Raw genomic sequence first — 5,655 nt, 5'->3', positions numbered from 1 at the left:
CTACGCTCCTGCAAGGCCGCGTTGTACAACTGGCGGCACAGCATCAGCGTCTTGTCCAAGTCCCGCCGTTGGGGCTGGGTGGGGTACAGGCGGTACTTGAAGGCTTTACGCATGACTGGCTTCTTCTACACTGTACCAAATCCGTGTCCACCTGTGGTGGACGTGGGGGAGCCCATGTATCCCCGGTTTAAAAACCGGGGGATTATAGCTCCCCCACACCCCCTCTTTTCTCTAAGCCCTTGAGGGATAACTGAGGGAGGACTAAAGGGAGCTAAGCATTTTCTCATGCTTCTTCTTGCCAGAGCGTCCCTTAGAGTGGGGAAATCTGAGTTTTTGTAAACGTTCTAATAGGCTTGGGGGGTAGCCAGGATGAGGCTACCCCCTCATCCTTCTCAGGAAGCTCCAGGATTGACCCGCATACTCAGGGGCGCTATGCGGGGTTTGCTGATCTTGCTCTTCTCTGCCCTAGCCGTTGCCGGGGCCTGGGCCCAGATGGCGGGCCAGAAGACCATGGTCCTCGAGGCCACCGCCTACACCTCCAGCGTGCGGGAGACCGACTCCACCCCCTTCATCACCGCCACGGGGATGCGCACCCGCCTGGGGGTCCTGGCGGTGAGCCCGGACCTCCTCAAGGTACTGCCCTACGGCACCAAGGTGCGCCTTAAGGACCTGGGCTCGGTGTACGGCCGGGGCCGCGGGCAGTTTGACTACCTTTTCCGGGACCGCATCTTCGTGGTGGCCGACGTGATGCACCCTAGAATGCGGAAAAAGGTGGACGTCTGGCTTCCCGACCGGGCCACTGCCTTGCGCTTTGGCCGCAGGGTGGTGAGCCTCGAGGTGGTGGAGTACCCCAGGCGCTAAAGGCCAAGAGTTTCCTTATCCTTAGGGCGTGCGCTTCGCCCTCTTCCTAGCCCTGGCCCACCTCAAGCGAAGACCTTTGCAGACGGGTTTGGCTCTCCTGGGGGTGGGGGTGGGGGTGGCGGTCCTCCTCACCGCCCTTTCCCTCACCAATGGCTTTGTAAGCGGCCTGGTGCGGGCCACCTTGAAGGCCTATCCCCATTTGGTCCTCTTCAGCTTGAGCGAGGAGCTTCCCCCCTTTCCCACACGGGAACACCCGGAGGTGGAAGCCTACGCTCCCTTCGCCGCCACCAAGGCCCTTTTAACCCGCCCGGCGGAGGGCGCCAGGGGCCCGGGGGTGGATTTTGCCACCCTGGTGGGCCTGGGGGAAGGCGGGGAAGCCCTTTACCCGGATCTCGGGCTGAGGCTGGAACCCGGGGGCATCTACCTGGGCTCGGCCTTGCAGCAATCCTTAGGGGCCTTTGTGGGGGATCGGCTTTACGCTCTGTCCGCTACCCAGGAGCGGGTGGAGCTTAAGGTCTTGGGCACCTTTCGCACGGGCAACTACCTCCTGGACTCCGCCTATGCCTTCGTGGATCTGAAAACGGTGGAGAGGCTTTCCGGCATACGGGCCCAGGGGTACCAGGTGCACCTTAAGGACCCCTGGCGGGCCAAGGAGATAGGGGTGGCCCTTGCCGGCACCCGTTTTTTCCCCCAGGCCTGGCAGGACACCCAGCGCACCCTTTTGGAGCAGCTTTCCCTGCAGAAGCGGGTCCTGGGCATCCTGATCTTCCTGATTGTGGCGGTGGCCGCCCTGGGGGTGGCCAACCTTCTGGTGTTCAAGGTGGTGGAGAAGACCCCGGAGATCGCCCTTCTTCGGGCCATGGGCGCCTCGAGGCTCACCGTAGGGATGGTCTTCGCCCTGGAAGGGATTTTTCTGGGAATCGGGGGGGTTCTTCTGGGCAATCTCTTGGGGTATCTTCTTTGCCTCTACCTTTCCCTCCGCCCGCTGGACCTTCCCGGGGAGCTTTACTTCCTCACCCACCTGCCCGTGGAGATGCGCCTTTCCGACTTCCTTCTGGTGAGCGGCGCAAGCCTGGTCGCCACCTTCCTTTCCGCCCTTTTGCCCCTCTTCCGGGCCCTAAGGGTCCAGCCCGGGGTGGTGCTCAGGTAGTTGCCAAAAAGAGCCTCCTGCCCTAGACTCTTTAGGGCGGGCCGGTGTAGCTCAGCGGTAGAGCAACCGCCTCGTAAGCGGTAGGCCGCCGGTTCGAATCCGGCCACCGGCTCCAGGCCAAGCCCATCCCTTTAAGCCCCGCCGGCTGGCGGGGTTTTCCTTTGCCTCGCTTGCCAAAATGTCTCTTGCCCTGTACACTAGACAAGTTGAGGGCCCTCAGGGCCAGCCCCCTGGTCCTGAGGGTGCTGCCCTGTGTGGGCGAACGTCGGGGGAAGGTGCTTCCCCCGGGTGGATCTTGAGAACACGGGGGCAAGTCCAAGAAGAAGGGAGTGGTGGCACTGCCGACGATCAACCAGCTGGTCAGAAAGGGCCGCGAGAAGGTCCAGAAGAAGAGCAAGGTTCCGGCCTTGAAGGGCTCGCCCTTCCGCCGGGGGGTGTGCACCGTGGTGCGCACCGTAACCCCCAAGAAGCCCAACTCCGCCTTGCGTAAGGTGGCCAAGGTGCGCCTTACCTCCGGGTACGAGGTGACCGCCTACATTCCCGGCGAGGGGCACAACCTGCAGGAGCACTCCGTGGTCCTCATCCGGGGTGGCCGTGTGAAGGACCTGCCGGGTGTGCGCTACCACATCGTGCGCGGGGTCTACGACACCCAGGGCGTGAAGGACCGCAAGAAGAGCCGCTCCAAGTACGGAACCAAGAAGCCTAAGGAGACCAAGGGCGCGGCTCCGGCCAAGAAGAAGTAGGTGAGCTATGGCACGGAGAAGAAGAGCAGAGGTACGCCAACTCCAGCCCGACCTGGTCTACGGGGATGTGGTGGTGTCGGCCTTCATCAACAAGATCATGCGGGATGGCAAGAAGAACCTGGCCGCCCGCATCTTCTACGATGCCTGCCGCATCATCCAGGAGAAGACCGGGCAGGAGCCTTTGAAGGTCTTTAAGCAGGCGGTGGAGAACGTGAAGCCCCGGATGGAGGTGCGTTCCCGCCGCGTGGGTGGGGCCAACTACCAGGTGCCCATGGAGGTCTCCCCCAGGAGGCAGCAGTCCTTGGCCCTGCGCTGGCTGGTCCAGGCGGCCAACGCCCGTTCCGAGCGGGGGGCGGCCGTGCGCATCGCCCATGAACTCATGGATGCGGCCGAGGGCAAGGGCGGAGCGGTCAAGAAGAAGGAGGACGTGGAGCGCATGGCCGAGGCCAACCGCGCCTACGCCCACTACCGGTGGTAAGCCATGGCGGTTAAGGTAGAGTACGACCTAAAGAGGCTCCGCAACATCGGCATCGCCGCGCACATTGATGCCGGTAAGACCACCACCACGGAGCGCATCCTTTACTACACCGGCAAGATCCACAAGATCGGTGAGGTGCACGAGGGTGCGGCCACCATGGACTTCATGGAGCAGGAGCGGGAGCGGGGCATCACCATCACCGCTGCCGTGACCACCTGCTTCTGGAAGGACCACCGCATCAACATCATCGATACCCCGGGCCACGTGGACTTCACCATCGAGGTGGAGCGCTCCATGCGGGTTCTGGACGGGGCCATCGTGGTCTTCGACTCCAGCCAGGGGGTGGAGCCCCAGTCGGAAACCGTCTGGCGCCAGGCAGAGAAGTACAAGGTTCCCCGCATCGCCTTCGCCAACAAGATGGACAAGACGGGGGCCGACCTCTGGCTGGTGATCCGCACCATGCAGGAGCGCCTGGGGGCGAGGCCCGTGGTCATGCAGCTCCCCATCGGCCGTGAGGATACCTTCTCCGGGATCATCGACGTCCTAAGGATGAAGGCCTATACCTACGGCAACGACCTGGGCACGGATATCCGCGAGGTTCCCATCCCCGAGGAGTACCTGCCCCAGGCCCGGGAGTACCACGAGAAGTTGATCGAAGCTGCCGCCGACTTTGACGAAAACGTCATGCTGAAGTACTTGGAGGGCGAGGAGCCCACCGAGGAGGAGCTGGTGGCGGCCATCCGCAAGGGCACCATCGACATCCAGATCACCCCCGTGTTCCTGGGATCCGCCTTGAAGAACAAAGGGGTCCAGCTTCTCCTGGATGCGGTGGTGGATTACCTGCCCTCCCCCTTGGACATCCCCCCCATCAAGGGCACCACGCCCGAGGGGAACGAGGTGGAGATCTACCCCGACCCCGACGGCCCCCTGGCGGCCTTGGCCTTCAAGATCATGGCCGACCCCTACGTGGGCCGCCTCACCTTCATCCGCGTCTACTCCGGCACCCTCACCTCGGGCTCCTATGTCTACAACACCACCAAAGGCCGCAAGGAGCGGGTGGCCCGGCTTCTCAGGATGCACGCCAACCACCGCGAGGAGGTGGAGGAGCTCAAAGCCGGCGACCTTGGGGCGGTGGTGGGCCTTAAGGAAACCATCACCGGGGACACCCTGGTGGGGGAGGATGCCCCGCGCATCGTCCTGGAGTCCATTGAGGTGCCCGAGCCCGTCATCGACGTGGCCATTGAGCCCAAGACCAAGGCGGACCAGGACAAGCTTTCCCAGGCCCTGGCCCGTCTGGCGGAGGAGGACCCCACTTTCCGGGTTTCCACCCACCCCGAAACCGGCCAGACCATCATCAGCGGGATGGGGGAGCTCCACCTGGAGATCATCGTGGACCGCCTGAAGCGGGAGTTCAAGGTGGACGCCCACGTGGGCAAGCCCCAGGTGGCCTACCGCGAGACCATCACCCGCCCGGTGGATGTGGAGGGCAAGTTCATCCGCCAGACGGGTGGCCGCGGCCAGTACGGCCACGTGAAGATCAAGGCCGAGCCTTTGCCTCGAGGCTCGGGCTTTGAGTTTGTCAACGCCATCGTGGGCGGGGTGATCCCCAAGGAGTACATCCCTGCGGTGCAGAAGGGCATCGAGGAGGCCATGCAGTCGGGTCCCCTGATCGGCTTCCCCGTGGTGGACGTGAAGGTGACCCTCTACGACGGCTCCTACCACGAGGTGGACTCCAGCGAGATGGCCTTCAAGATCGCGGGCTCCATGGCCATCAAGGAGGCGGTGCAGAAGGGGGATCCCGTGATCCTCGAGCCCATCATGCGGGTGGAGGTCACCACCCCCGAGGAGTACATGGGGGACGTGATCGGCGACCTGAACTCCCGCCGGGGCCAGATCCTGGGCATGGAGCCCAGGGGGAACGCCCAGGTGATCCGGGCCTATGTGCCTTTGGCGGAGATGTTCGGCTACGCCACCGATTTGCGTTCCAAGACGCAGGGTAGGGGCTCCTTCGTCATGTTCTTCGACCACTACCAGGAAGTCCCCAAGCAGGTGCAGGAGAAGCTCATCAAGGGTCAGTAGGAATGCCTGGGGGTGGGCCTTCGGGCCTGCCCCGCATACGGAAAGGAGAGCGAAGATGGCCAAGGGCGAGTTTATCCGTACGAAGCCTCACGTGAACGTGGGGACGATTGGGCACGTGGACCACGGGAAGACGACGCTGACTGCGGCTTTGACCTTTGTGGCGGCGGCGGAGAACCCCAATGTGGAGGTGAAGGACTACGGGGAGATTGACAAGGCGCCGGAGGAGCGGGCCCGTGGGATTACCATCAACACGGCGCATGTGGAATACGAGACGGCCAAGCGGCACTATTCGCACGTGGATTGCCCCGGGCACGCGGACTACATCAAGAACATGATCACGGGTG

At 63.3% G+C, this 5,655-nt stretch carries 7 protein-coding genes and 1 tRNA gene; 7 read left to right on the top strand and 1 reads right to left on the bottom strand.

Annotated elements, in window-relative coordinates:
- On the bottom strand, positions 1-113 hold a 113-nt coding region (locus F604_RS12735; protein WP_155984184.1), incomplete at its 3' end, for a helix-turn-helix domain-containing protein.
- A 319-nt stretch (positions 114-432) separates the two neighbouring features.
- Between F604_RS12735 and F604_RS0111165 the strand changes: the two genes are divergently transcribed.
- The 7 genes from F604_RS0111165 to F604_RS12450 form a co-directional block, all read left to right on the top strand.
- A complete protein-coding gene (locus tag F604_RS0111165; RefSeq protein ID WP_019551717.1) occupies positions 433-861 on the top strand; it encodes a 3D domain-containing protein in 429 nt (142 codons plus the stop codon).
- A gap of 28 nt (positions 862-889) precedes the next feature.
- Positions 890-2,011: an ABC transporter permease gene (locus tag F604_RS0111160; RefSeq protein ID WP_019551716.1), complete on the top strand. Its 1,122-nt coding sequence runs from the start codon at positions 890-892 to the stop codon at positions 2,009-2,011.
- A gap of 40 nt (positions 2,012-2,051) precedes the next feature.
- Positions 2,052-2,126, top strand: a tRNA-Thr gene (locus F604_RS0111155).
- A 214-nt stretch (positions 2,127-2,340) separates the two neighbouring features.
- On the top strand, positions 2,341-2,754 hold the full coding sequence (gene rpsL, locus F604_RS0111150) for a 30S ribosomal protein S12 (RefSeq protein ID WP_019551715.1): 414 nt from the start codon (positions 2,341-2,343) through the stop codon (positions 2,752-2,754).
- Positions 2,755-2,761: 7 nt separating this feature from the next.
- A complete protein-coding gene (gene rpsG / locus F604_RS0111145) occupies positions 2,762-3,232 on the top strand; it encodes a 30S ribosomal protein S7 (protein ID WP_015718111.1) in 471 nt (156 codons plus the stop codon).
- A 3-nt stretch (positions 3,233-3,235) separates the two neighbouring features.
- Positions 3,236-5,311, top strand: a complete 2,076-nt coding sequence (gene fusA, locus F604_RS0111140) for an elongation factor G (RefSeq protein ID WP_019551714.1) — start codon at positions 3,236-3,238, stop codon at positions 5,309-5,311.
- 55 nt (positions 5,312-5,366) lie between these two features.
- Positions 5,367-5,655 (top strand): GTP-binding protein (locus F604_RS12450; protein ID WP_038044701.1); only part of this gene is annotated, 289 nt, incomplete at its 3' end.

The sequence above is a fragment of the Thermus scotoductus DSM 8553 genome (assembly GCF_000381045.1).
GTDB lineage: Bacteria > Deinococcota > Deinococci > Deinococcales > Thermaceae > Thermus > Thermus scotoductus.
Note: the sequence above shows the minus strand (reverse complement) of the source record. Positions and strands in the feature narration are given on the sequence as shown.